Origin of the sequence: Acetobacter sp. AN02, assembly GCF_029759835.1 — a bacterium.
Lineage (GTDB): Bacteria > Pseudomonadota > Alphaproteobacteria > Acetobacterales > Acetobacteraceae > Acetobacter.
Window position 1 is genome coordinate 18,440 of sequence record NZ_JAJJND010000002.1, and the last position, 24,295, is coordinate 42,734.

General features: G+C 61.4%; 28 protein-coding genes and 1 riboswitch. Of the genes, 8 read left to right on the top strand and 20 right to left on the bottom strand.

What is annotated here, in order from left to right; genetic code table 11:
- Positions 1-12: 12 nt before the first annotated feature.
- The gene (locus LOC54_RS00435; protein ID WP_279311846.1) at positions 13-696 is read right to left on the bottom strand and encodes a Tim44/TimA family putative adaptor protein; all 684 of its coding nucleotides are present in this window, start codon (positions 694-696) and stop codon (positions 13-15) included.
- A 189-nt stretch (positions 697-885) separates the two neighbouring features.
- Between LOC54_RS00435 and LOC54_RS00440 the strand changes: the two genes are divergently transcribed.
- From LOC54_RS00440 to LOC54_RS00455, 4 genes are all read left to right on the top strand, one after another.
- Positions 886-1,416, top strand: a complete 531-nt coding sequence (locus LOC54_RS00440; RefSeq protein ID WP_279311895.1) for a histidine phosphatase family protein — start codon at positions 886-888, stop codon at positions 1,414-1,416.
- A gap of 85 nt (positions 1,417-1,501) precedes the next feature.
- Positions 1,502-2,023 carry a protein-export chaperone SecB gene (secB, locus tag LOC54_RS00445; protein ID WP_279311847.1) on the top strand — a complete coding sequence of 174 codons (522 nt, stop codon included), beginning with the start codon at positions 1,502-1,504 and terminating at the stop codon, positions 2,021-2,023.
- 96 nt (positions 2,024-2,119) lie between these two features.
- Positions 2,120-2,509 carry a hypothetical protein gene (locus LOC54_RS00450; protein WP_279311848.1) on the top strand — a complete coding sequence of 130 codons (390 nt, stop codon included), beginning with the start codon at positions 2,120-2,122 and terminating at the stop codon, positions 2,507-2,509.
- A gap of 11 nt (positions 2,510-2,520) precedes the next feature.
- Complete coding sequence (locus tag LOC54_RS00455; protein ID WP_279311849.1) at positions 2,521-3,339, top strand: glycosyltransferase family 2 protein; 819 nt, start codon at positions 2,521-2,523, stop codon at positions 3,337-3,339.
- Here LOC54_RS00455 and LOC54_RS00460 read toward each other — a convergent pair.
- The 7 genes from LOC54_RS00460 to LOC54_RS00490 all read right to left on the bottom strand — a co-directional run bounded on the left by LOC54_RS00460 (position 3,299) and on the right by LOC54_RS00490 (position 10,702).
- On the bottom strand, positions 3,299-3,922 hold the full coding sequence (locus tag LOC54_RS00460; RefSeq protein WP_279311850.1) for a CatB-related O-acetyltransferase: 624 nt from the start codon (positions 3,920-3,922) through the stop codon (positions 3,299-3,301). The two genes, LOC54_RS00455 and LOC54_RS00460, sit on opposite strands and share 41 nt — an antisense overlap.
- Positions 3,922-4,464 (bottom strand): peptide-methionine (S)-S-oxide reductase MsrA, encoded by a 543-nt coding sequence (gene msrA, locus LOC54_RS00465; RefSeq protein ID WP_279311851.1) that lies wholly within the window; start codon positions 4,462-4,464, stop codon positions 3,922-3,924. Before msrA ends, LOC54_RS00460 begins: the two co-directional genes overlap by 1 nt.
- Positions 4,465-4,466: 2 nt before the next feature.
- Positions 4,467-6,425, bottom strand: a complete 1,959-nt coding sequence (locus tag LOC54_RS00470) for a CocE/NonD family hydrolase (protein ID WP_279311852.1) — start codon at positions 6,423-6,425, stop codon at positions 4,467-4,469.
- A 72-nt stretch (positions 6,426-6,497) separates the two neighbouring features.
- The gene (locus tag LOC54_RS00475; protein WP_279311896.1) at positions 6,498-7,811 is read right to left on the bottom strand and encodes a hemolysin family protein; all 1,314 of its coding nucleotides are present in this window, start codon (positions 7,809-7,811) and stop codon (positions 6,498-6,500) included.
- Positions 7,812-7,889: 78 nt separating this feature from the next.
- Entirely contained in the window at positions 7,890-8,033 is a 144-nt protein-coding gene (locus LOC54_RS00480; protein WP_279311853.1) for a hypothetical protein, read from the bottom strand.
- 91 nt (positions 8,034-8,124) lie between these two features.
- Positions 8,125-9,516 (bottom strand): NAD-dependent succinate-semialdehyde dehydrogenase, encoded by a 1,392-nt coding sequence (locus tag LOC54_RS00485; RefSeq protein ID WP_279311854.1) that lies wholly within the window; start codon positions 9,514-9,516, stop codon positions 8,125-8,127.
- Between the two features lie 130 nt (positions 9,517-9,646).
- Entirely contained in the window at positions 9,647-10,702 is a 1,056-nt protein-coding gene (locus LOC54_RS00490) for a polyprenyl synthetase family protein (protein WP_408740263.1), read from the bottom strand.
- Positions 10,703-10,830: 128 nt separating this feature from the next.
- Here LOC54_RS00490 and LOC54_RS00495 point away from each other — a divergent pair, with 128 nt between their 5' ends.
- Both LOC54_RS00495 and LOC54_RS00500 read left to right on the top strand, forming a co-directional pair.
- On the top strand, positions 10,831-11,574 hold the full coding sequence (locus LOC54_RS00495) for a tRNA1(Val) (adenine(37)-N6)-methyltransferase (protein ID WP_408740264.1): 744 nt from the start codon (positions 10,831-10,833) through the stop codon (positions 11,572-11,574).
- 131 nt (positions 11,575-11,705) lie between these two features.
- On the top strand, positions 11,706-12,257 hold the full coding sequence (locus LOC54_RS00500) for a DNA starvation/stationary phase protection protein (RefSeq protein ID WP_279311856.1): 552 nt from the start codon (positions 11,706-11,708) through the stop codon (positions 12,255-12,257).
- Between the two features lie 5 nt (positions 12,258-12,262).
- On the opposite strand, the gene LOC54_RS00505 is transcribed toward LOC54_RS00500, so the two are convergent.
- The 4 genes from LOC54_RS00505 to LOC54_RS00520 all read right to left on the bottom strand — a co-directional run bounded on the left by LOC54_RS00505 (position 12,263) and on the right by LOC54_RS00520 (position 14,500).
- Positions 12,263-12,883, bottom strand: coding sequence for a hypothetical protein (locus LOC54_RS00505; RefSeq protein ID WP_279311857.1), 621 nt, complete (start codon positions 12,881-12,883; stop codon positions 12,263-12,265).
- 15 nt (positions 12,884-12,898) lie between these two features.
- Complete coding sequence (locus LOC54_RS00510; RefSeq protein WP_279311858.1) at positions 12,899-13,195, bottom strand: putative quinol monooxygenase; 297 nt, start codon at positions 13,193-13,195, stop codon at positions 12,899-12,901.
- Positions 13,196-13,320: 125 nt separating this feature from the next.
- On the bottom strand, positions 13,321-13,446 hold the full coding sequence (gene ykgO, locus LOC54_RS00515; RefSeq protein WP_003625637.1) for a type B 50S ribosomal protein L36: 126 nt from the start codon (positions 13,444-13,446) through the stop codon (positions 13,321-13,323).
- A 79-nt stretch (positions 13,447-13,525) separates the two neighbouring features.
- Positions 13,526-14,500 carry a hydrogen peroxide-inducible genes activator gene (locus LOC54_RS00520; RefSeq protein WP_279311859.1) on the bottom strand — a complete coding sequence of 325 codons (975 nt, stop codon included), beginning with the start codon at positions 14,498-14,500 and terminating at the stop codon, positions 13,526-13,528.
- 136 nt (positions 14,501-14,636) lie between these two features.
- On the opposite strand from LOC54_RS00520, the gene LOC54_RS00525 reads away from it, so the two are divergent.
- Positions 14,637-15,179 (top strand): peroxiredoxin, encoded by a 543-nt coding sequence (locus LOC54_RS00525; RefSeq protein WP_279311860.1) that lies wholly within the window; start codon positions 14,637-14,639, stop codon positions 15,177-15,179.
- A gap of 91 nt (positions 15,180-15,270) precedes the next feature.
- Positions 15,271-15,798 carry a carboxymuconolactone decarboxylase family protein gene (locus LOC54_RS00530; protein WP_279311861.1) on the top strand — a complete coding sequence of 176 codons (528 nt, stop codon included), beginning with the start codon at positions 15,271-15,273 and terminating at the stop codon, positions 15,796-15,798.
- A 53-nt stretch (positions 15,799-15,851) separates the two neighbouring features.
- Here the strand turns inward: LOC54_RS00530 and mtnA are convergent, their stop codons facing one another.
- The 8 genes from mtnA to LOC54_RS00570 form a co-directional block, all read right to left on the bottom strand.
- The gene (gene mtnA, locus LOC54_RS00535; RefSeq protein WP_279311862.1) at positions 15,852-16,922 is read right to left on the bottom strand and encodes an S-methyl-5-thioribose-1-phosphate isomerase; all 1,071 of its coding nucleotides are present in this window, start codon (positions 16,920-16,922) and stop codon (positions 15,852-15,854) included.
- Positions 16,919-17,545 (bottom strand): methylthioribulose 1-phosphate dehydratase, encoded by a 627-nt coding sequence (locus LOC54_RS00540; RefSeq protein WP_279311863.1) that lies wholly within the window; start codon positions 17,543-17,545, stop codon positions 16,919-16,921. The genes mtnA and LOC54_RS00540 overlap by 4 nt, the downstream gene beginning before the upstream one ends.
- A gap of 37 nt (positions 17,546-17,582) precedes the next feature.
- Positions 17,583-20,438 (bottom strand): aminomethyl-transferring glycine dehydrogenase, encoded by a 2,856-nt coding sequence (gcvP, locus tag LOC54_RS00545; RefSeq protein ID WP_279311898.1) that lies wholly within the window; start codon positions 20,436-20,438, stop codon positions 17,583-17,585.
- 42 nt (positions 20,439-20,480) lie between these two features.
- Positions 20,481-20,849 (bottom strand): glycine cleavage system protein GcvH, encoded by a 369-nt coding sequence (gcvH, locus tag LOC54_RS00550; RefSeq protein ID WP_279311864.1) that lies wholly within the window; start codon positions 20,847-20,849, stop codon positions 20,481-20,483.
- Positions 20,850-20,866: 17 nt separating this feature from the next.
- Complete coding sequence (gcvT, locus tag LOC54_RS00555) at positions 20,867-22,000, bottom strand: glycine cleavage system aminomethyltransferase GcvT (protein ID WP_279311865.1); 1,134 nt, start codon at positions 21,998-22,000, stop codon at positions 20,867-20,869.
- A 150-nt stretch (positions 22,001-22,150) separates the two neighbouring features.
- A riboswitch (glycine riboswitch) is annotated at positions 22,151-22,243 on the bottom strand.
- Positions 22,244-22,356: 113 nt separating this feature from the next.
- The gene (gene speE, locus LOC54_RS00560) at positions 22,357-23,217 is read right to left on the bottom strand and encodes a polyamine aminopropyltransferase (RefSeq protein WP_279311866.1); all 861 of its coding nucleotides are present in this window, start codon (positions 23,215-23,217) and stop codon (positions 22,357-22,359) included.
- A 124-nt stretch (positions 23,218-23,341) separates the two neighbouring features.
- The gene (gene speD / locus LOC54_RS00565; protein ID WP_279311867.1) at positions 23,342-23,809 is read right to left on the bottom strand and encodes an adenosylmethionine decarboxylase; all 468 of its coding nucleotides are present in this window, start codon (positions 23,807-23,809) and stop codon (positions 23,342-23,344) included.
- A gap of 141 nt (positions 23,810-23,950) precedes the next feature.
- Positions 23,951-24,280 carry a septum formation initiator family protein gene (locus LOC54_RS00570; protein ID WP_279311868.1) on the bottom strand — a complete coding sequence of 110 codons (330 nt, stop codon included), beginning with the start codon at positions 24,278-24,280 and terminating at the stop codon, positions 23,951-23,953.
- Between the last annotated feature and the right edge of the window lie 15 nt (positions 24,281-24,295).

The window sequence follows — 24,295 nt, forward strand, 5'->3', positions numbered from 1 at the left end:
AAGGCTTTCCGTTCAGGCGCTGCGGGCTGCTGCGAGGCGCCAGCTTCCGCCGGTGCTTCCGGAATAGAGGCGCTCGAAGGTCCACAGATCGGAGAATTCCGTGACGGCATCCGTTCCGGCGACCGGCTGCTGTGAGGAATCGAGCGTGAGGCTGATCTGATCCGAGACGATCCGCACGTCGATGGCCACTCCGGTTCCTGCTGCGAGGTCCGTTTTCCGGACGTCCTCGATCGCCATGGACTGGACGCTGCGGATTTCGCTTTTCTGCGTCTCGCCTGCCTGTTCGCGTGTGATGATGGCTGACTCGAAGGCGGCAAAGGCGGCCGGGGTCAGGCGTTCCTGGAGGACGGGTCTGTTGCCTGCGGCAAAGGCCGTCACGATCTGACGGAAGGCACCTTCAGCGCCGCTGAGGAACTGCTCGGGCGTGAAGCTCTGATCCAGGCTTCTGAGCGTTCCTAGCTCCTGTCCCACGCGGGTTGCGGGCGCCGGGATGTTCGTGGAGACGTCTGATGCGGGTTTCTGTCCACCGACGACGGCAGCCCCCCGGGAAGGCTGCGGAGCCTGCGGAGGCGCGACCGGCCCTGGCTGCAGTCCGGCTTTCTTCCCCAGCACGCTGCGCAGACGCAGGACGAGGAACACCGCGACCAGAGCAAAAAAAATCAGATCAAACGGAAAATGTCCGCCGGTTACATTCATCTCAGATCTTCCCGCTGGTCCGGTCAGACCGGATCAAGAACCAGACGCTCTCCAGAATCGCACGAAGGGGCCTGACGGTTGCCTGCCCCTGTGCAAAACATAAGGTCTGCGGGCGTGCTGCACAATGCCGGAGCTGTCCTGACGGCGGAGAACTTGCTCCCTGTGCGGCTTATTTCCTATGTGTACTGGATGATTGTGCTGCGTCATTGCGAAAGCGAATTCAACCGTCTCTATACCCTGACGGGTCGTGATCCGGGGATTGCGGACCCGCCTCTTTCGGCGCGGGGGCGGTCTCAGGCCGCGGCGCTTCCTGCGGTGCTGGCCGGGCATCGGATCGGCCGGATTCTTGTGTCTCCCTATCACAGGGCGATCGAGACCGCGCAGCCTCTGGCGCGGGAGCTGGGCCTGACGCCGCGAATTCAGCCTCTGGTCCGGGAGCGGGCGCTTTATTCGTGTGATATCGGTTCTCCCCGTTCGGAGCTTGAGGGGCGCTGGCCCGATCTGGATTTTTCCGGTCTGGATGAGAACTGGTGGACCGAGGGTGTCGAGCCGGTGCGTGAGACCGAGCGGCGGGCCAGGGCGTTCTGCGCTGAGGCGGGTGCGGATGAGGCTGCGGATGGCGAGACGCTGGTGGTATCTCACTGGGCCTTTCTTCTTTCCCTGACCGGTGAGGGTATGGAGAACGGTTCCTGGCGGTTCTTTAACCCTTCCCGGCGATGAGCAGGCGTGCTTGGCGTCTTCGTCCGGCCATGCTACCGCCTGTGGTGGAATTTCTGTTTTCTTATTTTCAGGATATCTGTCTGATATGAGCGCATCTGGCACCCCTGCCCCCGACACTCCGGCACCGCCTGCCCTGCCGCTGATGATCAACCTTCAGTATACGAAGGATCTGTCATTTGAGGTTCCGGCCGGCGCTGCGATTTTCCCGACTCTTACGGCACCCCCGCAGATTTCCGTCAATATCGACGTGCAGGCCACGCCAGTTCAGGAAGGTCAGCCGGTTTTTGAGGTTGCTCTGACGATCCGTGCAGAGGCTGACGAGGCTCCGCAGAGCGAGGGCGGTCCGGCCGGTCGCAAGGTGTTCATTGCCGAGCTGACCTATGCTGCGGTCGTGACGCTGACGGGAACGCAGACCGAGCTGGTTGAGCCTCTGCTGCTGATTGAGGTTCCGCGTCTGATCTTCCCGTATGCCCGCAATATTCTGGGTGACGTGACGCGCGATGGCGGTTTCCCGCCGGTTGTTCTGCAGCCGATTGATTTTGTGGCTCTGTGGCAGGCCCGCCGCAGCCAGGAAGCCGGTTTCCCGCAGACTGTCGGCAACGCCTGAGACCGGATGGCCTGTCGTTCTGCGGCAGGCCGTTTTTTCTTTCAGCCTTTTCAGCCTGATCCCGGGCCGTCCGGGAATATGTCCGGAGCTTCCGTCATGATTTTTCGGCGCTCGTTTTTCCCGGCTCTGGCTCTTGCGGCCGGCTGCTTTCTTTCTGCCTGTTCCGAAGACGCGCCGGCTGAGGCTCCTGCCGCACAGGCTCAGGACCAGGCCCGTGCGCAGGCGGCGCGCATTCCTCCGCAGGATTTCCCGCCGGGCACCGTTGCCGAGACCCCGCCTCCTGCGGGTGTGACGCTGGTCAATGATCCGTCGGCCCCGGCTGATACGCCGCTGTGCGGTACGGCTGCGCGTGAGGCGAATGCGATATCTGCCACGAATTATCCGCAGCCACTCAGTACGGGCAACAGCTGCACGGCGAATGCGTGTTTTGATCCTTCGACCGTGACCTATATCGCCTCTGACGGCACGCGGCGCGTCTGCCGCTAGGTTCTGTTTCCGTGCGGCTGCTGTCACGTCTTTTTCGCAGGAGAAAGCCCCGGCTTCTGGGGGTTCTTCTGTGTTATAATGACGGGGATATTCTCGCGAACAGCATAGAGGCGCTGCTGGAAAGCGGTCATGAGATCGTGGTCTGGGACCACGGGTCCGATGATACGACGCCGCAGGTTCTTGATCGTTATAACAGGTATTTCCGGGAGCGGCGGTTCATTCCGCGTGAGGTTGATTTCTATGGTCTGTATCAGGCCATGTCTGAAAACCTGCTCCGCAGCCATGTTGCGTCTTTCGACTGGGTGACGTGGCCGGATCAGGATGAGATTCCTGAGGGTCCGGACCGGTCCCGGCCTTATACCTCCTTTGTGGAGGAGGTTCTGGAATCAGAACACAGCTGGGTGCGGTTTCATAATTTCAATTTCTGGTTCACCTCGGCGGATGATCCTGCTGTTTCCGACCCGGTAAAGCGTGTCCGGCATTATGCGCTGTTTCCGGACTGTGCGCCGCGCATCCGGGCGTGGCGGGCATCGGCGACCAATATCCGCGTGTTCAATCACAATCCGCCTGAGGGCACGCCATGGCCTGAGCCGTTCTGTCTGCGGCATTATCCGATGCGGGACCTTGCGCAGATGCGGCGCCGGCTTGAGAAGGATCGTGCCGGGCTGGAGCGGGACGGTGCGAATTATCATTATGAGAATATGAAACGGGCTGAGCAGCGGCTGATCATTCCGCCTTCTTCTCTGCATCTGGATGACGGTGTTTCCGACCTTGATCCCTCCCCTGTTTTTAACTGGCGGGAGATTTACGGGCATGGTCCGTCGCGCTGAATGATTCTGCCTTTCTGAGGAAGGCTTCGATATCGCCGCTCATCAGCAGGGAGAGGCTGTCCCTGATCCTGTCGCGGTCCCAGTCCCACCAGGACGTTGCCAGGAGGCGGGTGATCAGATCATCTGAGAAGCGTTTGCGGATCACGCGGCAGGGGTTTCCCGCGACGATGGCGTAGGGCGGGATGTCTCCGCGGATCATTGCGCCTGCACCGATGACCGCGCCGGTTCCGATGACGGCACCTGAGAGGATGGTGCTGCCGGCTCCGAACCAGACATCGTTGCCCACGACGATATCGCCCTTGCTGGAGTGGTCGGTTTCGAGATCTTCCGGTGCGTCCCAGAAGTCTTTCAGTTCCGCGAAGGGATAGGTCGTGACGGTGTCTGTCCTGTGGTTGCCCAGGATGAAGGTGACATCAGGTCCGATGGAGCAGAAGCGGCCGATCTTCAGTTTTGCGAGCTGCGGCTCCAGGACGAGCGGCCTGCCGTAGGTGTAGTCTCCGATCTCCCAGCCCCAGTCTTCGATATCTGCCGCGAGCTGGTATTTTGTCAGGGCCCGGAAGACCTTGTTGCCGTGGATGGACATTATGTCTCCGCTCCTTTTTTCAGTCGCTCGGAAAAATGCCTGCGCATTTTGGCGACTTTGGGGGCGATGACGGCGGCGCAGTAGGGCTGTGCCGGATTCCTGGCAAAATAGTCCTCGTGATAGGCCTCTGCGGGCCAGATATGTGCTGCGGGTTCGATCTGCGTGACGATCGAGGCATCCCATATTTTTTCCGCCTCGATCTCCGCTTTTACGGCGCGTGCGGTTTCCATCTGCGCTTCGTTTTCGCAGAAGATGACCGAGCGGTATTGCGGGCCGACGTCATTTCCCTGCCGGTCCTGTGTGGTCGGGTCGTGCGTGACGAAAAAGATTCTCAGCAGATCGGCAAAAGACAGAATTTCGGGATCGAAGGTGATGTCCACCACCTCCGCGTGCCCGGTTGTTTTCGTGCAGACCTGCTCATAGGTGGGCGCATCTGCATGGCCTCCGGCATAGCCGGGTTTTACGGAGTGCACGCCCGCGAGATCTTTGAGGACGGCTTCCACGCACCAGAAGCATCCGCCTCCCAGGACAGCTTTTTCCATGATCATTTCTCTCCCTGCGTCACGACCGGCAGCAGAACGGCGCTGGCGGTGTTTCCGCCCTGGTGCACGGTCTGCGTGGCGGCAATGAAGTCCGTTTTCTTCGCATCGAAGATATTGGGCACGTATTTCTGCGGGTTGCGGTCATAGAGCGGGAACCAGCTTGACTGCACCTGGACCATGATGCGGTGTCCGGGCTGGAAGACGTGGTTCACCGGCGGGAGATCGAAGCGGTAGAGTTCCGTCTTTCCCGGTTCTGCGGGCTCGGGTTTTTTGAAGCTTTTTCTGTAGCGGCCGCGGAAGATGTCCATGGAGATCGGAAGTTCGTATCCGCCTGCGGCCGGGGTGTCTGCCGTTGTCGGCGGTGCGACGTCGATCAGCTTGACGACCCAGTCTGAGTCCGTGCCTGTCGTGGCGGCGTAGAGCTGCGCGACCGGGACGCCGCTTACGGCGACGGGGTGATCGAGCACCGGGGTTTCCCAGGTCAGGACATCGGGGCGGGATTCCGCCTCTCTCTGGTCTTCGGTCAGCCAGGGTTTCCAGCGGGCTGAGTCTGAGAAGGCATAGGGTCTGTGCAGGAACGGGACCGGGTGTGCCGGGTCCGAGACATAGGAGGCGGCGCTGTCATTTCCGGCGTGTGAGAAGGACAGGCCGTTATTTTCCGACATGTACAGCGGTGTGAGGGCTGTGGCGGCGGGCCATTTCGGGAATCTGTCCCATTTCTGCGTGCCGGTGTTGTAGATGATGGCGTCCGGCAGGTGCACCATCGGGGAGCCGGGCTTGAGATAGGCGTTAAAGAAGGGGCGGAATACGGTTTCCCGATACTGCCGGGCTGTATCGCCTTCGAATTTCAGGTTTCCGAGTTCGGAGCCGTTATAGTTGACGCCGCTGTGTCTCCACGGTCCCATGACGAGTGTGTTGGGTGTGGTGTCTCCGGCGTTTTTGATTGCGCGCCAGGCGTGGATGGCGCCCCACATATCCTCCTGATCCCACAGTCCCTGCTCCCAGAGCATGGGCACGGCGGGTTTTTTCTGCGCGATCAGTTTGTCGAGGGCCTGTCCGCTCCAGAAGGCGTCATAGGCCGGGTGCGCGTGCATGCGCTGCCAGAACGGGAACTGGTCGAGGCCTGCGGCTGTGGCGAAGGCTCCGGCTGAGCCGGCCTGGAGGAAGTTCGTGTAGTCATCGGCGCTGATGCGGGGGATGGGGTTGCCTTCTCCGCGCACGGTCATCTGGTCTGTGAAGTAGTCGAGGCTGCTCTGGCGGAAGGCGCCGTAGTGGAACCAGTCATCTCCCATCCATCCGTCGACCATCGGGCTTTCCGGGGCGGCGACCTTAAGGGCCGGGTGCGGGTCCAGCAGGGCCATGACGACGGTGAAGCCTTCATAGGAGGATCCGGTCATCCCGACGCGTCCGTTGGATTGCGGGGTGTTTTTCACGAGCCAGTCGATGGTGTCCCAGGCGTCTGTCGTCTCGTCCGTTTCTGTCGGGTTGAGCGGGCCGCGCGGCGGGCGGGTCATGACGTAGTCGCCTTCGGAGCCGTATTTGCCGCGGATATCCTGGAACACGCGGATATAGCCGCTTTCCACGAAGACGTCGTCGCCCTGTGGCAGGAGGGCGCGCATGGTGGGGGCGGCATGGATGCGGTTGAGGCGCTGTCCCGCGTTATAGGGCGTGCGTGTGAGGAGGATCGGGGCGTTTTTCGCGCCTTTGGGGATCACGATGACGGTGAAGAGTTTCACGCCGTCCCGCATCGGGATCATGACTTCCTTGCGGATGTAGTCCTTTCCCTGGTCCGGGAATGTCACTTTTTTCGGAATGTCGCTTCCGGTCTGCACCATGTCCTGTGTGACCGGACCCTGTGTGGTCTGGTCTTGTGCGGCGTGTGCGGATGTGAGGGTGCAGGACAGGAGGAGGGCTGTGAGCAGGGTGAGACGTGCGGATGAGGCGCGGACGGGAAGCGGCATCAGGAACTGGACTCCGGATTTCGATGATGCCTCAGAATGAAAGCCTGCTCCGTGGAAAGTCCAGCCCGGGAATCAGTTTTCGGGTTTTTCCCGTCGCGTTACCAGAAGCTGGTTGATGCGAAATCCCTCCACATCCACGACTTCGAAGCGGAAACCGGCTTCGTCGATGCGGTCTGCCTTACGCGCCATCCGGCGGAGGCGGTGCAGGACGAAGCCTCCGATTGTATCGAAATTCTGGCTTTCGGGGAGATCGGCTACGCCGAGTTCGCGGATGACGTCTCCGATCGGGGCGGCGCCGTCCACGAGCCAGGAATGTGTATCGCGGCGGACGATGGCCTGTTCCTCGAAGGGGTTGGCGAGGCCGTCCATCAGGGCGCCGAGAATGTCCTTGAAGGTGATCAGCCCGACCACCAGGCCGTATTCGCTGACGACGAGTGCGAAGCCTGCGCCCTGCGTGTCGAACTGGGCCAGGGTGTCCCACAGGTTCAGGGTTTCGGGGACGGAGAGGACGTCCCGGCGGAGTCTGAGGATGGAGGCGCGGACGTTCTGGGAGGATGGCGGGACGCCGTGGTCGTCCACCACCGTGACGAGAACGTCTTCCGCGCGGATGGAGCCGATGACGTGATCGAGGCCGCCATCGCAGAGCGGGTAGCGTGAGTAGGGCCGCACGCGGACCTTGTCGCGCTGTTCTTCCGGTGTGTCCTGCACGTCGAGGAAGACGATCTCGTCACGCGGGGTCATGGCGGAGGTGACGGAGCGGTCCTGGAGGCCCAGGACGTTGTGGATCATCTGGTGTTCCTGTTCCAGGAGCACACCGGATGCGGTGCCTGCGGCGAGGATGGCGCGGAGGTCTTCGGGCGTGACCGGCTCCACGGCTGAGGCGGCGGGGATTTTCAGGAGGCGCAGCAGGGCGTCTGCGATGCGGGAAAAGACGACCACGAGGGGATAGAGCACCCGGAGTGCGCCTGCGGGGAACCAGCCGACCGAGAGGGCAATCCGGTCCGGGGCGTTCATGGCGATGCGTTTGGGCAGCAGGTCGGCAAAGATGACGAACATGCCTGTGACGATCACGAAGCCTGTTGCCGAGGCGAGGCTTGAGGCGGAGGCCGGGATCAGCCCCCATCCGGCATAGATTACGGTCAGGGGCGGGGTCAGCATTTCCGAGCTGATGATACCGCCCATCACGCCGACGGCGTTGAGGCAGATCTGGAGCACGGTCATGACCTGACCTGTGTTTTTTCTCAGATTAAGGAAGGATGTCGCGCGTTCGTCACCTGCGTCCGCGCGCGCCCGGAGACGGACATCCCGTGCTGCGGCGAACGAGATTTCCGACAGGGAGATGAGGATATTGACGGCAACGAGCAGGACGAGGGCGACGAGGCCCATGAAAAGGAGCACGACGGGTTCAACCGGTTTCTGATCAGAGGCCGGAAACTACCTCATCCCGTACGGACCTGGCGAATCCTATCGATTCGGCTGTACCGATTTCAGGTTTTCCCGGTAGCCCATCTGCTCCCACTGTTCTTTTTTCGTCAGTTTCTTTTCCGGTCCTGAGCAGGCCGAGAGGGCCAGGACCGCGGCAGCGAGGGCGAGTGTGGAGCGCAGCATGTTTTTCGTCCTTCTGCGGAAAGAGGCCTGAGAAAAAGATCCGGGAAAAAGGCCGGGCCGGATGTGAGATCCGGCCCGGTTGCGGGGGGAATCAGAACGGGGCGTCGATATCGACCACGTCGACCAGCTTGTGGTTGACGAATTCCTTGATTCCCAGATCGACGAGTTCGCGTCCGAATCCGGAGCGACGGACACCGCCGAACGGCAGGTCTGCCTTGACCATCGTCGGATGGTTGATGAAGACCATTCCGGTCTCGATCTGGCGGGCGACGGCCACGCCGCGCTCCTCATTCTGCGTAAAGACCGAACCGCCGAGACCATAGGGGGTGTCGTTGGCGATGCGGATGGCGTCCTTTTCGTCCTTTGCGCGGAACACCATGGAGACCGGGCCGAAGAATTCGAAGTGACGGGCCGGATTCTCGCTGTCGATATCGGTGAGGATGGTCGGCTGGAAGAAGGCGCCCTGGTTCGGCAGACTGATTCCGGCCTCGACAGCTTTTGCTCCGTGAGAGACAGCTTCGGCGAGCTGTTTCTTCAGATCGTCCACAGCACCCTGGGAGGAGAGCGGTGCGAGCGTGGTGCTCTCGTCCATCGGATCTCCGGCGCGGAGTTTTGCGACACCGGCCATGTAGAGATCCATGAAGCGGTCATAGACCTTGTCTGCGACGATCAGACGCTTGGCCGAAACGCAGACCTGGCCTGCGTTCCAGTGGCGTCCGAAGACGGCCCATTTTGCAGTTTTCTCGATATCCGCGTCATCTAGGACCACGAAGGCGTCTGCACCGCCGAGTTCCATGATGGTCTTTTTCAGAGCCTTACCTGCCTGGGCGGCGACTTTTGCGCCTGCGCCTTCCGAGCCGGTCAGGGCCACGCCGTGGACGCGCGGGTCACTGATGATCCGCTCGATCTGTGCGTGGGTGGGGTAGAGATTGGTGAAGCAGCCATCGGGCAGACCGGCGCGGCGCAGCAGGTCTTCTGCCTTTGCAGCACTCTGCGGCAGGTTGGAGGCGTGCTTGAGCAGCAGCGTGTTTCCGGCGGAAATCTGCGGGGCCAGGATGCGGATCACCTGGTAGAGCGGGAAGTTCCAGGGCTCGATAGCCAGCAGGACGCCGAGCGGCTCGTGGTAGATTCTGGCCTTGCCGGTCTGCGGATCTTTCACGTCCAGATCTGTCGGCTTCAGAAGTTCTTCCGCGAATGTCACGTAGTAGTCGAGGATCTGGGCGGAGAGTTCGACCTCGGCGCGGGCTTCGGCCAGGGTCTTGCCCATTTCCGTCGTCATGATTTTTGCGAAATCATCGGTTTCCGCACGCAGAATCGAGGCGGCTTTGGCGAGGATGCCGCTGCGGGTGGCGAAATCCGTCTCGCGCCATGAAAGGAACGCCTCGTGCGCCTTTGTGATGGCCTGCTCGAGTTCCGCGTCTGTCGTGTTCGGGAAGGTTTTGAGGACTTCGCCGGTGTATGGATTTGTCGACTGATAGGCCATTGCGGGCATTCCTTCGTCTGGTATCACATCACTGCGAGATGATCTGTAGAGCAGACACCTCCCTGTGTGCAACGAGGCAGCGTGCGTCCTAGTTCAGGAGCGGGCGCGTCACAGGGATATGAGACGGGCTTCAGCGGTGGCGGCGTTCCGCCGAGAGCGCGACGTTCATCAGCAGTGTCCGCAGCGGCGAGTCCGGCACGGTTTCGAGCGCCTTACAGGCTTTGGCCGCGAATTCCGCGGCCTTGCCGAGCGTTCTGCTGATCGCGTCCGTGCGGGCGATCAGGGAGAGGGCGCGGTCGAGATCCTCGTCCGTCTGGGACTCGCAGTCTTCGATGGTGCGGAGCCAGAAGGCGCGCTCTTCTTCCGTGCCTTCGCTATGGGCGATGATTACCGGGAGGGTCATCTTGCCTTCCCTGAAGTCATCACCGACGGTTTTTCCCAGTTCGCTCTGGCTGGCGGAGTAGTCCAGCGCATCGTCCACGATCTGGAAGGCCATGCCGAGATTTGCGCCGTATTCCCGCAATGCCTCACGCAGGGCGGGGTCGGCCCCGGCGATGACGGCGCCGCATTCGCAGGCGGCGGCGAACAGGGCTGCGGTCTTGCCGTAGATGACCTTGAGATAGCTGTCGATCTGCGTGCTGAGATCATTCTGCGTGGTCATCTGCATGACCTCGCCTTCCGCCAGTGTGGCGGAGGCGGCGGACAGGATGGCCATGACGGGCAGGCTGCCGTCTGCGGTCAGGATCTGGAAGCTGCGGGCGAAGAGAAAATCGCCCACGAGCACCGAAGCCTTGTTGCCGAACACGGCGTTTGCACTGGCTCTGCCGCGCCTGAGGAGGCTATTGTCCACGACATCGTCATGCAGCAGAGTCGCTGTGTGAATAAACTCCACACAGGCTGCCACACCGACATGACGCATGGCTTGGGGACCGGGCTGATATCCTGCGACGCGCGCGGCGGCGAAGACCAGCAGCGGGCGGAGGCGTTTGCCGCCTGCCGCGACCAGATGCGCCGCGAGCTGCGGAATCAGCGGCACATTGCTCTGCATCCGTGCGATGATTTCGTTATTACAGGCCAGCATGTCATCTGCGAGACAATCAGCCAGCGCGGCCAGCGCAGCCTCTGCGTCCGGAACGGCTGCGGAGGCAGCGCTTTCTTTTTCCGGCAGGTTAACCGTGACACCCAAAAGACGTTCTCCCGCGGCAGGAACAGCCTGTGAGTGTTTCATATGATAGTGCGGCTGACAGTGGTCAACCCGCCTCTCCTTTGTCTGCGTCCCCGGATTCCGTGATCGGGGCGTCTGCAGGAGAGGAGATGACCTCCGGCACGCTGCTGGACGGGCGCATTCCCTATACCCAGTTCCGCCAGGGCAATCGCACCGGATTTGAGCCGGTTTTCATGGCTGCCGCCGTTCCGGCGCGGCGTGGTGAGCGTGTGCTTGAGGCGGGGTGCGGGGCCGGTGCGGGGCTTTTGTGTCTCGCCTCGCGAATTTCTGACCTGCACGGAACGGGGGTCGAGGCGGATGCGGCAACGGCGGCGCTGGCGGAGCGGAATATCCGGGATGCGGCAACGGCGGGGCTGAACACGGCGGGGCTCAGAATCGTGCAGGATGATCTTCTGCGGCCGGACAGCCCGCTTCTGTCGGAGCCTTTGTGGCATCATGCCTTTGCCAATCCTCCCTGGCATCCCTGGGAGGGGACGGCTTCGGAGGTACCCCGGCGCGATCTGGCGCGGCGTGCGCCTCCGGATACGGTTTCGGGCTGGGTTGCCGCGCTGTCGCGGCTTGTGCGCGAGCGGGGCACGCTCACGCTTGCCCTTCCCCCTGCCCGGCTTGGCGAGGCTCTGGCGGCGTGTGCCGAGCATCGGCTGGGCAGTGCGTGTATTTTTCCGCTCTGGCCCGGGTCCGGGCGGGAAGCGCGTATTATCCTCGTGCGCGCGCGGGCCGGTGGCAGGGGCGGAGTGCGGCTGCATGCGGGTCTTGTGCTGCATGACGAGGCGGGCGGACTCAGTCCTGCGGCGGAGCGTGTGCTGCGCGGAGGTGAGGCCTTGCAATTCTGAGGGGTCTGGCAGTCTTTTTCCGGACCGGAACCCCGCAACTCCGTTTCCGTTAGTGATCTTCGGAAGATTTCGTTCCATTTTACAGACAGCCGGACGGATGTCCGTCTGCTGACATGAGGAGCTTAAGACTTATGGCCAAGAGCACATCTTCTAAATCAGCCTCTGCCAAGGAAGCCCGGATTCACGAGCATCTCGGCACGCCGACGGATCTCCATAAGGACGCCGTCCATGAGGTATCGGCAGCGCTGCGTGTTCTGCTTGCGGATGTCTTTGCGCTTTATCTCAAGACGAAGAATTTTCACTGGCATATGAGCGGTCGTCATTTCCGTGACTACCATCTGCTTCTTGACGAGCAGAGTGCGGAGCTTTTCGCCATTACTGATCCGATGGCCGAGCGGGCGCGCAAGATCGGCGGGATCAGCCTGCATTCGATCGGTGAGGTGTCCCGTCTTCAGCGCATTCGTGACAACGATGCCGAATATGTCACGCCGCAGGACATGCTGGCGGAGCTGGCGGAGGATAACCGGCAGCTTGCTGCAGCGATGCGTGTGACGCACGGGGTGACGTCCGATGGGCGCGATGTTGCCACGACCAGCCTTCTTGAGGAGTGGATCGATCAGGCCGAGCGCAGGACGTGGTTCCTGTTCGAGGCTTCACGCAACACGGCGGGCGAGAACAGCTGAGGCTGTCAGGTCGGTCGTCCGAACGCCTTGAGATGCAGTTTCTCAAGGCGTTTGAGTCCGTCGGCGGCGTTCGGATTGAGCGTCAGCACGTGCTGCCAGGCTTTGAGCGCGGCCGTCGGATCATTCTGTGCCTCTTCCGCCAGCGAGAGTGCTGACCAGCTTTCCGCGTCGTCACTGTCCAGGCGCAGGGCCTCCCCCAGATCGGTGATGGCGCCGGGGGCATCTCCGGCGGCGAGACGCGCCCTGGCCCGCAGGCGCCACAGGACTTCCTCGTTCTTCTGAAGAGCGATGGCATCTCCCAGATCCGCGACGGCGTCTGCGGTTTTTTCTCCCGTGAGATTTCTCTGTGCCCGGCGCATCAGAAGCCGGGTGGCGGGTTTGAGCGTGGAACTGCGCAGGGTTTCAAGCTCGTCCTCTATCGGCTGGGCCTCGGAGCGGTTCTTTGCGCTGGCCAGCTTTGCTGCGAGCTTTGCCTTTTCCGTTGTGAGTCTGGTGTCTTCCGCACTCCGGGGCGACGGTGTCCGTACTGCTGATGCCGCCGGTGATGGTGGCCCGGCGAGGACCGGCGTGGTGATTGCCGATGTGGCGAGGATCGGGGCGGCGATCAGCAGGCGGAGATATTTCATCGGTGGCGGCTCCGTTCAGATGAACGTATCGAGCTTGTATACAGCCAGCGGAGCCTCAAGATCGGGCGTCAGGCCTTCTGCCATTGCGAGGAAGTGAGGGGTGTTCACATGCGCCTCGAACGCATCGTTCCCTGCCCAGCGTTCCGTGAAGATGAAGCGGGAGCTGCGCTCCCTGTCCCTGCTGATGGTGTAGCTCAGGCAGCCCGGCTCCTTGCGGGTTTCGATAACGCAGGCCCGGATGATTTCCGCGGCCTTGTCTGCCTTGTCTGCTTTTACGTCCACGACAGCCACGACGGAGAGTTCTGTGGTCATGAGAGGTTTCCTTCGGATCGGATGCGTGTCGGAAGATCAGCATGAAAAAACCCGCCAGACCACCCCGGAAGGTGATATGGCGGGTTTCCGAACTGCAGCGGCAGCACAGGCTGCCGCCGGAGCACTCAGCCCTGGCGGGCTTTCATGCGCGGGTTCTTTTTGTTGATCACGTAGACGCGGCCACGGCGGCGAACGACGCGGCAGTCTTTATCGCGCACCTTGGCGGATTTGAGGCTGTTTCTGATTTTCATGACTCTTGTCCCAACAGAACTGACGCCGGCCTGGAAACCGGGAAAAGATGGTGCGAGTTACGCAGACAGGTGCGGAAAGTCAAGGGTCTGCGTGAGTTATGGTGCAGGAAACTTCGTCTTCCCCGCTCTCCCCTGCCCGGTTTTCCGCAGGTGCAAGAGCGGAGAATGCCGCGGCCAGAGCCCGGAAGTCCTCGGCGCGTGGTGAACGGGCACGCCAGCCGAGGCTGATGGTCCGCCATACGGGGCCTCCTGCCACAGGGCGCACGACGACGGGTTCTTCGTCGAGAATCCCGGCGTCCACGGCAATCCTCGGCACGAAGCCTGCCCCCATTCCCTGCCCGATCATGCGCACGAGGGAATGCAGGGAGGAGACGGAATGCAGGGCGGCGTCCGCATCCGTGCGGCTGCGTTCCCGGCAGATATCCAGCACCTGATCGCGCAGGCAGTGTCCGTCTTCGGGGAGGATCATCGTGTCCGGGGTGATCTTTTCTGCGGGGACGCGGGAAAATTCCGTGAGGTCATGTGATTCAGGGACGGTCAGCAGCAGTTCGTCGCGCCACAGCGGGACCGTTTCAAGGCTGTCGCATGAGCAGGGCATGGCGAGGATGAGCACGTCGAGGCGGCCGCTGTGCAGTTTTTCGAGCAGCCGCTCGGTCATGTCCTCTGTCACCTCGGGGCGGATCTGCGGGAAGCGCTCCCGGATGACGGGCAGCAGGCGGTGCAGGAGGAACGGACCTATGGTCGGAATCACGCCGAGTCTGACGGGTCCTGTCAGCGGTTCGCGGGCAGCCTGGACCAGTCCCTGGACCGATTCCAGCGCATCCAGCACGGCTCGGCCGCGGCGGACGACCTCGTCCCCGAGCGGTGTGAACACCACGCGGCGTCCGGCTGCGCGATCGAGCAGCCGGGCATCGAGCTGTCGTTCGAGGGCGAGGATTCCGGCGGACAATGTGGACTGCGTGACGGCGCAGAGTTCTGCCGCTCTGCCGAAATGGCGCAGTTCCGCAAGTGCCGTCAGATAGCGCAGCTGCTGGGGTGACGGGAGGGCGATCATGGCCGGTGATCTAATCGATTTATTCAATAGTAAGAAAGTAAATTATTCATTGGCATGATCGTGCTGCCAGGCTCATATACGTTTCCGGAGGCGGCGACATCGTCTCGCCCGAAACATCTGATGAAGGAAAAGAGCCATGCTGACAGTTGGCGATAAATTCCCTGCTTTTGATCTGGCTGCCGTTCCCGGCGGTCCGGACGGCCTGAAGGGTAATTTCACGCAGATCACGGATCAGACCGATGCCGGCAAGTGGAAGGTTTTCTTCTTCTGGCCGAAGGACTTCACCTTTGTCTGCCCGACGGAAATCGTTGCGTTCGGCAAGCTGGCGAAGGAGTTTGCCGATCGTGACACCGTTCTTTACGGCGCGTCCATCGACAGCGAGTTCGTTCATCTGAACTGGCGTCTGCACCATGAGGATCTGAAGTCCCTTGAGATCCCGATGCTGGCTGACATCAAGCGCGAGCTGAGCAATGCGCTGGGCATCATCGCTCCGGGACCGGGCGTTGATCTGCGTGCGACCTTTGTTGTCGATAACACCGGCGTCATCCGCCACGTGTCTGTCAACGATCTGTCGGTCGGTCGTAATCCGCAGGAAATCCTGCGTATTCTGGACGGTCTGCAGAGCGATGAGCTGTGCCCGTGCAACTGGAACAAGGGCGACGAGTTCCTCAAGGTCTGATTTCTTTCGAAAGAGAGACCTGAAACAGGTCCGGTCGCCGCCCGGTGACCGGACCTTTTTTATTCCGGACTGTCCGGAGGAGAATACTGTTATGTCTGTTGAATCCCTCAAGGACCGCATCCCCGATCATGCGAAGGATCTGCGGCTGAACCTCGGCTCTCTTGCGACGGATATCTCTCTGTCGGAGCAGCAGCTTGCGGGTACGTTCGTGGCTGTTGCCATTGCATCGCGCAATCCGGATGTGATCCGGGCGATCGAGGCGGAGTTCGGCCCGAAGCTTTCGGCTGAGGCGCTGTCTGCGGCGCGTTCGGCTGCGGCGATCATGTCGATGAACAATATCTATTACCGCTTTACGCATATGGCGGGCGGTGATTACGCACAGATGCCTGCGAAGCTGCGTATGAGCGTGATTGCGCGTCCGGGTGTTGAGAAGGCGGATTTCGAGCTGTGGAGTCTGGCGGTTTCGGCCATCAACGGCTGTGAGATGTGCGTCAGAAGCCACGAGAAAGTGGTGCGTGAGGCCGGTCTGACATCCGAGCAGGTTCAGACTGCCGTACGGATTGCCGCGACGGTTTTTGCGGTGTCTGTCACGCTGGGTGAGCTCAGCGCCGTCGGCTGAGACCGGTTTTTCCGGACCTGTTTACACGGCAGGTCCGGCTGTCCGGGCCGGGTTCAGGCGCTCAGTGCCTCGTGCAGTTCCCGGGGGCCGTTCAGGACGCCTTTGTCCGTGATATAGGCTGTGACGAGATCTGCGGGGGTGATGTCGAAGGCCGGGTTTCTGGCCGGTGATGTCGTAAGGGCGATACGGCGCATCACGCCGTTTTCATCCGGTCCGGTAAGGAATCGGACCTCGTCCTGGGTGCGTTCCTCAATGGGGACTGCGGCACCGTCCGGCGTCTGTACGTCGTATGTGCTGGACGGAAGCGCGACATAGAACGGGATATCTGCGGCCTTTGCCGCGAGAGCCTTGAGGCAGGTTCCGATCTTGTTGCAGACGTCTCCGTTGGCCGTGACGCGGTCCGTGCCGACGATGACCATGTCCACCTGGCCCTGCTGCATGAACAGGCCGCCTGCATTATCGGCGATATAGCTGTTCGGAACGCCGTGTCCGCCCAGTTCGAAAGCTGTCAGGGCGCCCTGGTTGCGGGGGCGGGTTTCATCGACCCAGACATGCACCGGGATTCCTGCATCATGCGCCATATAGATCGGGGCTGTTGCCGTGCCCCAGTCGATGGTGGCGAGCCAGCCTGCATTACAGTGTGTGAGAATATTGACGGGATTTCCGTTTTTCCGTTCGGCAATCTTGCGGATCAGTTCCAGGCCCGCCACGCCGATCGCGTGGTTCATGGCGGCATCCTCGTCGCAGATGTCCCTGGCCTCTTTCCAGGCTGTTACCGCACGTTCCGAGGGCGGGAGCGGTGCGACGAGTGTTCTGACGCGCTCGAGTGCCCAGCGCAGGTTGACGGCTGTCGGGCGGGCATTGACAAGCAGTTCCCATGCTGAATCCAGCGAGATGTCGGAGCTGTCATCCGTCAGGGCCATGGCCAGACCGCAGGCTCCTGCGGCGCCGATCAGCGGGGCGCCGCGTGTTGCCATTTCCGCGATGGCGTTACGGGCCTGTTCTGCTGTGGATATCCGTATTTTCTCGACGGCCCAGGGCAGTCTGCGCTGGTCGAAAATGCCGATGCTGCGTCCGTCCTCCTCGAACCAGAGCGAGCGTGTTGCAACTCCGTTGAGTTTCATCTCCTGACTCCGTTCAGCTTCATTTCCTCCCAAGCGCAGGCAAGCAGGAATTCGCAGGCTTCCACCGCATATTCAGCATTCTGCATGGTTTTTCCCCAAGCGTAGAGGCCGTGGCCGCGAATATAGAAGGCGGGGAGCAGCTTTTTCTGTCTGCCCAGGATGCTCCGCAGCTCAGCGGCCAGGGCAGGCATATCCTGGCTGTTATCGACAAGGGGCATGTCCACGCGGACCTCATGCGTGTCAATTCCCGGAAAAGCCTTGAGAACTTCATAGCCTTCCAGAACGATTGTGTCCTGCCCCGCAAGTGCGCGGCTGAGGACGGTGCCGGGGATGCTGTGCGTGTGCAGCACGGCACCGGCTTCGGGGTCGAGATCGTAGATCAGGCAGTGCAGCAGGGTTTCTGCGGAGGGTTTCTTGCCGTCGAGCGGGGTTCCGTCGGCGGAGACGCGCATGACCTGATCGGGGGAGAGCATGCCTTTATGCGCGCCGGAGACCGTGATGGCTGCGGAGCCGTCCGGCAGTCTCACCGAGTAGTTTCCGGCTGTTGCCGGGGCCAGGCCGCGGGCGGCCAGGCGGTTTCCCGTTTCGATGATGGCCGCGGCGGCCCCCGTAAAATCACTCACTCAAAATCACTCATTCAGGGATTCTCCGGCTTTCGTATCAGGTGTAGCTGCTTATGTCGGGGCAGGAACAGACCAGATTGCGATCACCGTAGACATTGTCGATGCGTCCGACCGGTGGCCAGTATTTGGACTCCGGCTTCACGCCCGGGGGAAAGCAGCCTGTTGCGCGGCTGTAGGGGCGGTCCCAGGTTTCTGCGGCCAGGTCTTCGCCCGTATGCGGTGCGTGACGCAGGGCGGACTGTTCTGCCGGGACGCCTCCGTTTTCAACGGCGGCGATTTCCGCGCGGATTTCGAGCATGGCCTCGCAGAAGCGGTCCAGCTCTGCCTTGCTTTCCGATTCCGTCGGTTCGATCATGAACGTTCCGGCGACGGGGAAGCTGACGGTCGGGGCATGAAATCCGAAATCGACGAGGCGTTTGGCGATATCGTCCACCGTGATTCCGCAGGCATCCCTGATCGGGCGCAGGTCGATGATGCATTCATGCGCCACCCTGCCCTTCTCCCCGCGATACAGCACCGGATAGGCATCCTGAAGGCGTGCGACGATATAGTTTGCATTCAGGATGGCGAGTTCGGTGGCGTGTCTCAGCCCTTTATCGCCCATGAGGCGGATATAGACCCAGGAGATCGGCAGGATGGAGGCCGACCCGGACGGTGCTGCCGAGACGGCACCGGCTTCTCCCGTTTCCGGGCGCGTCGGCAGATAGGGAGCCAGGTGCGCCTTCACCCCGATCGGCCCCATGCCCGGGCCGCCGCCGCCATGCGGGATGCAGAAGGTTTTGTGCAGGTTGAAATGGCTGACATCGCCGCCATATTCGCCGGGTTTTGCGAGGCCGACCTGAGCGTTCAGGTTGGCGCCGTCGACATAGACCTGCCCGCCTGCAGCGTGGACGAGTTCGCATGTCTCGCGCACGGTTTCCTCGAACACGCCGTGTGTCGAGGGGTAGGTGATCATGATCGCCGCGATGTTCTTTTCGTGTTCTGCGATTTTCAGTTTCAGATCATTGATGTCGATATTGCCGCTGGCATCGCATTTCACGACGACGACGCGCATGCCGACCATCTGTGCCGATGCCGGGTTGGTGCCGTGTGCGGAGGCCGGGATCAGGCAGATATCGCGGTGGCCTTCCCCCTGTGCCCGGTGCCAGCCGCGGATGGCCAGCAGACCGGCATATTCTCCCTGGGCACCTGAATTGGGCTGGAGCGAGACGGCTTCATATCCGCTGATGCCGCAGAGCCATTTTTCCAGACCGGCAAAAAGCTCCTGATAGCCCTGCGTCTGATCCGTCGGGGCGAAGGGATGGATATTCGCGAATTCCGGCCATGTGATCGGGATCATCTCCACGGTCGCATTCAGCTTCATCGTGCAGGATCCGAGGGGGATCATGGAGCGATCCAGCGCCAGATCCTTATCGGCAAGACGGCGGAGATATCTCAGCATATCCGTTTCCGAGCGGATGGCGGAGAAGACCGGCTGCTTCAGGAACTCTCCCGTACGGGCCAGGTTCTGCGGGATGCCTGCGACGACTTCAGCCTCACCTGCTGAGGAAGTCCCGAGGCAGCTCAGGATTTTCTCGACGGTTTCGGGGGTGGATGTCTCATCAAGGCTGAGACCGATCCGGCCCTTTCCCGCGTGGCGCAGGTTGATCCCGGCCTTTACCGCGCGCTGGTGAAGGCTCCGGGCTTCATCCTCCGGCAGGGAAATCGTGAGTGTATCGAAGAATTTTTCCGATTCCGGAGAGATTCCGCGTGCACGCAGACCCGCTGCGAGCAGTGAGGTCAGACCAGCCACGCGGCGGGCAATGGCGGTCAGGCCCTCCGGACCGTGCCAGACGGCGTACATTGATGCGATGACGGCAAGGAGCACCTGCGCCGTGCAGATGTTCGACGTCGCTTTTTCACGGCGGATATGCTGCTCGCGGGTCTGGAGCGCGAGGCGGTAGGCCGGGCGTCCTGCGCTGTCCACGGACACGCCCACGAGGCGGCCGGGCATACTGCGCTTGAGGGCATCCTTCACCGCCATATAGGCGGCGTGCGGGCCGCCGAAGCCCATGGGCACGCCGAAGCGCTGCATGGTGCCGATGGCGATATCCGCATTCATGTCGCCTGGTGTTTTCAGGAGTGTCAGTGCCAGGGGATCGGCGGTGATGACGGCGATGCCGCCTGCCTCGTGCAGGGCTGCGATTGCCTGTGTCGGGTCGTTCAGTGCGCCCGAGCTGCCCGGCCAGGAGAACAGTGCGCCGAACGCATCTGCTGCGACGAAATCCGTGTGTGAACCGATCTGAAGGGTAATGCCCACGGGTTCCGCACGGGTTTTCAGGACGGCGATGGTCTGCGGATGCGTGTCTGCATCGACGAAGAATGTCTGTGCCTTACTCTTTGCCGAACGCCGGGCGAGCATCATGGCCTCTGCTGCGGCGGTTGCCTCATCAAGCAGCGAGGCGTTGGCGATATCGAGGCCTGTCAGTTCGCAGACCAGAGTCTGGTAGTTCAGCAGGGCCTCAAGACGGCCCTGGCTGATTTCCGGCTGATACGGGGTGTAGGCCGTGTACCATGCCGGGTTTTCAAGAATATTCCGCTGGATCACGCCCGGGAGGATCGTGCCGTAATAGCCCTGCCCGATCAGGGAGGTCATCACCTGGTTTTTCGAGGCGATGGCCCGCAGTTCCTCCAGAACCTCCGCCTCTGACGTTCCGGCTCCGGTGTGTGTCGTTGTGGTGTTCAGGATGGAGGCCGGAACGGTCTGCGCGAGCAGTTCTTCCATTGAGGCCACACCGACAGTGGCGAGCATCTCCGCCGTTTCTTCCGGGCCGGAGCCGACATGCCGGCGGAGGAAGGCGGCGGCCGGCGGCCTGAGGCCCGCATGGAGGGAAGTGGCGGAGGAAGGCGGCATGGCGTTCATGCGGGCAGGTCTCTCTCAGGCGGTCTGTTCAGATCAGGCCAGGAAGGTTTTGTAAGCTTCGGCATCCATCATACCGTCCATCTGGGACGGGTTCGTCAGCTTCATGCGGAAGAGCCAGCCTTCTCCTTCGGGATCTTTCGTCACGAGTGACGGATCTCCGTCGAGTTCCGGATTATTGTCCGTCAGCTCTCCGTCTGCCGGGGCATAGACATCGGAGGCTGCCTTGACGGATTCGACCACGGCAGCGCTGTCGCCTTTGCTGACGGGGGTTCCGGCTTCACGAACCTCCACGAAAACCAGCTCACCCAGTTCTTCCGCCGCGTGGCGGGTGATGCCGACTGTGGCTACGTCGCCCTCGACGCGGAGCCATTCGTGTTCTTCAGTGTAGTACGTTTTCGTCATGATCTGTTTCCTGAAATTCAGCGTTTGTAGCGGGAAGAAACGAAAGGCATCTCTGCGACGGTCACCCGGACGCGGCGTCCGCGCAGATTTGCGAAGAGAACGGTTCCGGGGTCCGAATGCGCGGTGTCCACATATCCCATGGCGACCGGTGCGCCGACAGTGGGGCCGAACACGCCGGATGTGACGGTTCCGATGGCCTGTTCCCCGTCTTCGGAGGCGAAGAGTTCGGCGCCTCCCCGGATCGGGGCGCGTCCTTCCGCCTTCAGGCCCACGCGACGACGGGGAGCGCCGGAGGCGAACTGCTGCAGGATGATGTCCGCACCGGGGAAGCCGCCCTCACGGCTGCCTCCTGCCCTGCGGCTTTTCTGGATCGCCCATTCCAGCGCGCCCTCGACCGGGGTGGTGGTTTCATCCAGGTCGGAGCCGTAGAGGCAGAGTCCGGCTTCCAGGCGCAGGCTGTCCCGGGCGCCGAGGCCGATCGGCTTTACTTCCGGCTGTTCCAGCAGGAGGCGGGCGATCCGGGCGGCGTCGTGGCCCTCGATACCGATCTCGAATCCGTCCTCTCCGGTGTAGCCCGAGCGGGAAATGATGACGCGGGCTCCGTCGAGCACGATCTCGCGTGCATCCATAAAGCGCATGTCGTCCGTTTCCGGAGCGAGGCGGGACATGACCTGGCCTGCTTCCGGTCCCTGGAGCGCCAGGAGTGCGCGGCCGGACATAGACTCAACGATGCATGTGTCGTTCAGCCCTTCTTTCATCAGAGCGATGTCCTGCGTCTTGCAGGCCGCGTTCACCACGACGAGCAGCCAGTTTCCCATGCAGGAGACCATCAGATCGTCCAGGATTCCGCCTTTTTCATTCGTGAAAAGGGCGTAGCGCTGGCGGCCGGGCTTTATCGACACGATGTCGGCGGGCACGAGGGATTCGAGCGCCTTTGCCGCGACGCTCACGTCACCGCTGCGCGGGCGGACACGCACCTGACCCATATGCGAGACATCGAACAGTCCGGCATGGGTTCGGGTGTGCTGGTGCTCGGCCATGATGCCGTCTGCGTATTGCAGGGGCATTTCATAGCCGGCGAAGGGAACCATTTTCGCGCCCTGTGCGACATGCACGTCGTACAGCGGCGTCCTCTGGAGGGTACCGTTCATCAAGAACTCACAGTATGGAGAAGGTGGAGAAAGGAACAGAAGATCAAAGGACGCGCTCCGGCCTGCTTAAACCCTGCGCCCCTTCTGTTCCCTTGCCTGAGATTGCTATCCCGTCGGCGGGCGCATAGGGCGCCTCTCTCCAGAAGTATGGTGTCTGCGGGGTCCTTTTGCCTGAGAGTTTCCGGGGCGGTTGCTCCTTCGGCGCCGGACCTCTGAAGGCCCGGTCTCTCCCTCCGCGACACTGCCGAATGTGGCAGCCGTCATTGGCAAAGTCAAACGAAATCAGGCTCCCTCACCTTCTCCGGAAAGAAGGGCCGGAGCCTGCTGTATCGATGCTGTTTTTCGCGGATTCCCGCTCAGGGGAGACAGCGGGAGATATAGGGCGGGAGCGCGAAGGATGCGGCGTGAACTTCCGGTGTCCAGTACTCCGTTTTACCGGTCAGACCCGCCTGTTCTGCACGTTTGCGGATGGTGGCGACATCCTGTGATCCGGCGATGTCTTTTTTGCTGCCGATCCCCAGCGTCATGAAGCCGCCGACATAGGTCGGCACGGCGGCGACATAGGCTGATACGTGGCTGAAGAAGCGGGCGCGGCGCAGGCTTGTGTCGCGCAGTTCGTCCGCCTGCATGAACGGTACGCCGCACTGATTGACGATCAGGCCATCCTCACCCAGCACGCGGGCGCAGTTCTCATAAAACGAATCCGTAAAGAGAACCTCTCCCACACCGATGGGATCGGTGCTGTCCACGATGATGACATCGAATGCACCGTCGGGAGCTCGGGTGACATAATCAATGCCGTCTCCGACAATGACTTCGGCACGCGGATCGGACCAGGCGTCTCCTGAGATTTTCGGCAGGAATTTTTTTGAAAGTTCGATGACATCGCCATCGATTTCCACCATCACCGCTTTTTCCACAGTCGGGTGCTGCAGCACGCGGCGGAGGACGCCGCCGTCTCCGGCTCCGATGATCAGGACGCGGCGTGCAGCGCCATGAGCCAGCAGCGGCACATGCGTGAGCATTTCCTGATAGACGAATTCATCGCGTTCGGTGATCTGTACCACGCCGTCCAGGAGCAGGACACGTCCGTGGCTGTCGGTTTCGATAATTCTTATATCCTGGAAGGGACTTTTTGTATGAGCCAGTTCGGCTGTCACACGAAAGCGCTGTCCCCAGCTGTCATAGAGTTCTTCCGCGATCCATGTTCCGGACATACGCGCTATCTCCCGCAGGAAGTAAAATCAGCAGATCGGGCATGCGCATTTCGTACGGGGGAAAGAATTCCTCCGCACGAAATCCGGATATATGCCGATAATTGAAAATGCCTTGCGGCAGATTTCAGGAACGGTCGACCCGTCCGCGCCGTTCCTCGTCAATTTCCAGGCGTCCTGCCTGAAACAGGCGCTGCATGACCGGCACGGCCATGTGCGGATCGCAGGCGCCGCACATGAAGATATCCACGGCTGCGAAATTACGCTCGGGCCAAGTGTGGATCGAGATATGGCTCTCTGCGAGAACGACCACACCGGACACGCCGCCATTTGGTGAAAAATGGTGAAAATGACTGTGAAGAATCGTAGCGCCCGCCACAATAGCAGCCTCGCGCAGCGTGGCGTCTATTCTGTCAGGATCGTCGAGATTCTTCGCATCCCAGAGATCGACCAGAAGATGCGTTCCCGCAAACTTCATTCCGTCGCGTTCGACAAAATAGTCCTTCCGCTCATCGTCCGATGCAGCGGCAAAAGAAGCATTCTGGTTATTTCTCGGGAGTTCCGAGACCATCCCCAGTTGAGCAAGTGCGTTCACGACGTACCCCCAAACCAGCAGACGGCCTGTTGGGCTTACGCCCCCTTGGGCCAGGAGCGCGACTGATAGGGCTTCTCTTCCCGCAGTGCAAGCGAAATTACGATAATAAAGGGTAAATATTTTTCCGCAGTGAAATCAGGCTCAGTACAGCTGGTGATGGCGGTCGTAGGGCACCACGATTTCGTTTTTACGGGACAGGTTGAGCATGGCGCGTGCACGCTCATCCAGAAGATCGGGATCGAGTGCGCCTTCCTTCAGGCCCGCCACGCGACGGCGCCAGATGTCCTGCTCGACCATCGCGTTCTGCTGGGCCTCGTGCGCCTCATCCAGCTTGAGAAGCTCTTCATGATAGGCCTTCAGGCCGTGATCGCCCTGAGTAGCCTCCCAGCCGAAATAGGTTGTAAGACTGAGAAACAGGGCCGGGGGAACGGTCGCGCTGAGCGCGCGTCTGATAAAACGTCCGATTTTCATTCCGTCCTGCTTACC